Source organism: Dyella sp. 01N36 (assembly GCF_056399745.1).
Map to the genome: position 1 here is coordinate 1 of NZ_JBFTRY010000285.1, position 3,354 is coordinate 3,354.

Annotated in this window: 4 protein-coding genes; all 4 read left to right on the forward strand. The window is 64.8% G+C overall.

What is annotated here, in order from left to right:
- Positions 1–97 precede the first annotated feature (97 nt).
- The gene (gene rpmF / locus AC1DMG_RS21030) at positions 98–292 is read left to right on the forward strand and encodes a 50S ribosomal protein L32 (protein WP_046970143.1); all 195 of its coding nucleotides are present in this window, start codon (positions 98–100) and stop codon (positions 290–292) included.
- 146 nt (positions 293–438) lie between these two features.
- Positions 439–1,413 (forward strand): beta-ketoacyl-ACP synthase III, encoded by a 975-nt coding sequence (locus AC1DMG_RS21035; RefSeq protein ID WP_441604052.1) that lies wholly within the window; start codon positions 439–441, stop codon positions 1,411–1,413.
- A gap of 222 nt (positions 1,414–1,635) precedes the next feature.
- Positions 1,636–2,583, forward strand: coding sequence for an ACP S-malonyltransferase (gene fabD, locus AC1DMG_RS21040; RefSeq protein ID WP_477175990.1), 948 nt, complete (start codon positions 1,636–1,638; stop codon positions 2,581–2,583).
- 67 nt (positions 2,584–2,650) lie between these two features.
- A partial coding sequence (gene fabG / locus AC1DMG_RS21045) for a 3-oxoacyl-ACP reductase FabG (RefSeq protein ID WP_477181044.1) occupies positions 2,651–3,354 on the forward strand: 704 nt, incomplete at its 3' end.

Here is a 3,354-nt window from a genome sequence, read left to right on the forward strand (position 1 = left end):
CCCCACGCCGGAGGAAGTCTCCAGCGAAGGGCGTTCCGATAACCCGTTCGCGGTTTTGCGCGAACTCAAGAAAAACTGATTTAGCTGGAGATTCGCCATGGCCGTTGCCAAGAGCCGCAAGACCCCGTCCACCCGCGGCATGCGTCGTTCGCACGATGCGCTGAAGACCGTGCAGCTGTCGACCGATCCGACCAGCGGCGAGGTGCATCTGCGCCACCACGTCACCAAGGACGGCTACTACCGCGGCAAGAAGGTCATCCAGACCGCCGGCGCGGTGGTCGAAGAGGATTAATCGTTTCCCGCAAGGGATACGGTTCCGCATGGCGGCGCGATTTCGCGCCGCTTTGCGTTTATGCGATCACCCACGTAACGTTGGCGGTTTGGAAGCTGGCTTGAGCTGTTGAGGCTGCTTTTCCCAACCCGTCGCATGGAAAGTTAATGGCCCAGATTTACGCCCGCATCACCGGCACCGGCAGCGCACTGCCTGAGCGAGTGGTGACCAACGCCGATCTCGAGAAGATCGTCGAGACCAGTGACGAATGGATTGTCAGCCGCACCGGCATTCAGCGCCGCCACATCGCCGCCGAAGGCCAGACCACCGGCGACCTGGCCACCGAAGCCGCGGAGCGCGCCCTCGAAGCTGCCGGCGTCAAGGCGTCAGAGATTGATCTGATCGTGCTCGGCACGACCACGCCGGACATCATTTTTCCGTCCACCGCCTGCCTCGTGCAGCATCGCCTGGGCGCCAACGGTTGCGCCGCGTTCGACGTCAATGCGGCCTGTTCGGGCTTCGTCTACGCGCTGGGCATTGCCGACAAGTTCATCCGCAGCGGCCAGTCCAAGAAAGTGCTGGTGATCGGCGCGGAAACGCTGACCCGCATGGTCGACTGGACTGAGCGCGAAACCTGCGTGCTGTTCGGCGACGGCGCCGGCGCGGTGGTGCTGGAAGCCTCGGAAGAGCCGGGCATCTACGCCACGCTGCTGCATGCCGACGGCGGCTTCAAGCATCTGCTGTACAACCCGGTGGGCGTCTCGGTCGGCTTCAAGGACGAGCCCAACCACGGCGTGCGCATCAACATGGCGGGCCGCGAAGTGTTCAAGGTCGCCGTGAAGACGCTGGACTCGCTGGTCGACGAAACGTTGCAGGCCGCTGGCATGGACGAATCGCAGATCGACTGGCTGATTCCGCACCAGGCCAACCTGCGCATCATCGAGGCCACGGCCAAGCGCCTGAAGATGCCGATGGAGCAGGTGATCGTCACCGTGCAGGAGCATGCGAATACCTCGTCCGGCTCGGTGCCGCTGGCGCTCGATTACGCCGTGCGTTCGGGCAAGGTCAAGCGTGGTCAGAACCTGCTGCTGGAAGCGTTTGGTGGCGGGTTTACGTGGGCTTCGGCGCTGTTGCGCTACTGATTGTCCAGTTGCACGAGATACAAGGCCGCCTCCGGGCGGCCTTTGTCTTTCCTGTGGGAGCGCACCCTGTGCGCGACTGGCCTCAGGGCTGACCGAGGGGCGTTGTGGTCGCGCACAAGGTGCCCTCCTACAGGTGTCGCGTGTCGAAATGACTGAATACAGCTGCGTATGGCGCTGATTACTGGCACCATTCCGTTTTTCGATTTCAGAAAACCCCTATCCATGACCGATACCGCCGCCACGCTAGCTTTCGTTTTCCCTGGCCAGGGTTCGCAATCCGTGGGCATGCTGGCCGAGCTGGCCGCTGCGCATGCGGAAGTGAAGGCCACGTTCGACGAGGCATCGCAGGGCGCGGGCATCGACCTGTGGGCGCTCAGCCAGCAGGGTCCGGAAGAGGACCTCAACCGCACCGAGAACACGCAGCCGGCACTGCTCGCCGCCAGCGTGGCGGTGTGGCGCGTGTGGCAGAAGCTGGGTGGCGCGACGCCTGCGCAGATGTCCGGCCACAGCCTGGGCGAGTACAGCGCTCTGGTATGTGCCGGCGCGTTGTCGCTGCATGACGCTGCTGCACTGGTCGCCGAGCGCGGTCGCCTGATGCAGGCCGCCGTGCCGCCGGGCGTGGGCGCGATGGCGGCCATCCTTGGTGGCGACGATGCGCAGATTGCGGCGGTGTGCGAAGAAGTCGCGCAGGGCCAGGTCGTGTCGCCGGCCAACTTCAATTCGCCCGGCCAGCTCGTCATCGCGGGCAATGCCGAAGCGGTGGATCGCGCGTTGGCCAAGCTGGCGGAGCAGGGCGTGAAGAAAGCCATCAAGCTGGCCGTGTCGGTACCTTCGCATTGCGCACTGATGCGCGACGCGGCCGATCGCCTGGGCGAGCGCATGGCGTCCATCAACTGGGCATTGCCGTCTGTGCCGGTCGTGCAGAACGCCGAAGCGCGCAGCTACGACAACCTGGACGATATTCGCGGCGCGCTGCAGCGCCAGCTGTATCTGCCGGTGCGCTGGACGCAATGCGTGCAGGCGCTGGTCGCAGGCGGTGCGACGCGCATGGCCGAAGCTGGTCCGGGCAAAGTGCTGGCAGGCCTGATCAAGCGCATCGACAAGAGCGTGGAAGCGCGCGCCATCGGTACGCCGGCCGAGCTGGAAGCCGCCCGTACCGAGTGGGCCTGATTCCCGGCACTTTCCCGATTCATGCGGCTGGACGGATTGCCGTTTAGCCATCCAAAGGAAATAACAGATGAGCAAGACACTGCAAGGTGAAATCGTCCTCGTCACGGGCGCCAGCCGCGGCATCGGTGCGGCGATTGCCGACGAACTGGCGGCGCAGGGCGCCACGGTCATCGGCACCGCCACCAGCGACAGCGGTGCGGCGGCGATCGGCGAGCGTCTTGCCGCGCACGGCGGCCATGGCCGCATGCTCAATGTGACCGATGGCGCGTCCATCGATGCGCTCATCGACAGCATCGCCAAGGAATTCGGCCCGGTCTCGATCCTGGTCAACAATGCCGGCATCACGCGCGATCAGCTGCTGATGCGCATGCGCGATGAAGACTGGCAGGCCATTCTCGATACCAATCTTACCTCGGTGTATCGCGCCTCCAAGGCGGTGATGCGCGGCATGATGAAGGCACGCAAGGGCCGCATCATCTCGATCGCTTCGGTGGTCGGCGTCACCGGCAATCCGGGCCAGTCCAACTATGCGGCGGCCAAGGCCGGCATCATTGCGTTCTCCAAGTCGCTGGCGCGCGAGATCGGTTCGCGCGGCATCACCGTGAACGTGGTGGCGCCGGGCTTCATCGATACCGATATGACGCGTGCGCTGCCTGAAGACGCCCGTACGGCGCTGCTGGGTCAGATTGCGCTCGGGCACCTGGGTCAGGCGACCGATATCGCGAAGGCCGTGGGCTTTCTGGCGTCCCCGTCGGCGGCTTACATCACCGG

Coding starts and splice junctions, on each gene's coding strand:
- rpmF (WP_046970143.1), top strand. CDS start 98: ATGGCCGTTGCCAAGAGCCGCAAGACCCCGTCCACCCGCGGCATGCGT.
- AC1DMG_RS21035 (WP_441604052.1), top strand. CDS start 439: ATGGCCCAGATTTACGCCCGCATCACCGGCACCGGCAGCGCACTGCCT.
- fabD (WP_477175990.1), top strand. CDS start 1,636: ATGACCGATACCGCCGCCACGCTAGCTTTCGTTTTCCCTGGCCAGGGT.